1 protein-coding gene is annotated in these 1,008 nt (G+C 64.0%); it reads right to left on the bottom strand.

Going from position 1 to position 1,008, the window contains the following annotated elements:
- Nucleotides 1-1,008 (bottom strand): aconitase family protein (locus H276_RS0122330; RefSeq protein ID WP_019973496.1); only part of this gene is annotated, 1,008 nt, incomplete at both ends.

Raw genomic sequence — 1,008 nt, 5'->3', positions numbered from 1 at the left:
ACTCTGGCGCCGGTGATGTCCGTGACCGGGGTCGGTTCGGCGGGCATGCCGTCGAAGTACGGAGGCTTGCGCACATAGGTCGACTTGGCGTCCCACTCGAAGGTGTTGCCGTCGGGGGTGGGCAGCGAACGCCAGCGGTCGTCGCCGGTGAAGACGTCGGCGTAGGCGTCGGTGAACATGTCCCGGTTGATCGAGGAGGTGATGGTCTCCTCGATCTCGGTTGCGGTGGGCCAAATGTCTTTGAGGAAGACGTCGTTGCCGTCCTGATCCTGGCCGAGCGGGTCGGTGGTGAAGTCGAAGTCCATGGTGCCCGCGATGCCGTAGGCGATCACCAGCGGCGGGGAGGCCAGATAGTTCATCTTGACGTCGGGAGAGATGCGGCCCTCGAAGTTGCGGTTCCCCGACAGCACGGCGGTCACCGACAGGTCGTTGTCGTTGATGGCTGCCGAGACTTCCTCGGGCAGCGGTCCGGTGTTGCCGATGCATGTGGTGCAGCCGTAGCCGCCCAGGTAGTAGCCCAGTTTTTCCAGGTAGGGCCATAGGCCGGCTTTGTTGTAGTAGTCAGTGACGACCTGTGAGCCGGGAGCCATGTTGGTTTTGACCCAGGGTTTGGTGCTCAGGCCTTTTTCGACGGCTTTTTTGGCGAGCAGCGCCGCGCCGAGCATGACCGACGGGTTGGAGGTGTTGGTGCAGGAGGTGATGCCCGCGACGGCGACGGCGCCGTGGTCGAGCACGAATTCGCCCCGCTCGGTAGAGGTGACAGTGATGGGTTTGGAGGGGCGGCCGGTGGAGCCGTTGGCTGCCGACGGGCGAACGTCCACCGCACCGTCGTCGGCGAAGGACAGGGCGGCCGGATCTGAGGCGGGGAAGGACTCTTCGACGGCCTCGTCGAGATGGGTGTGTTCGACGGGGAGGTGTTCTTCGACGTAGTTGTGGATGTCTTTGCGGAAGGCGTTTTTGGCGTCGGAGAGTTCGATGCGGTCTTGGGGGCGTTTGGGTCCGGCGATC

It is taken from the genome of Mycobacterium sp. 141 (assembly GCF_000382405.1).
Lineage (GTDB): Bacteria > Actinomycetota > Actinomycetes > Mycobacteriales > Mycobacteriaceae > Mycobacterium.
This window is presented reverse-complemented; position numbering and strand designations above follow the sequence as displayed.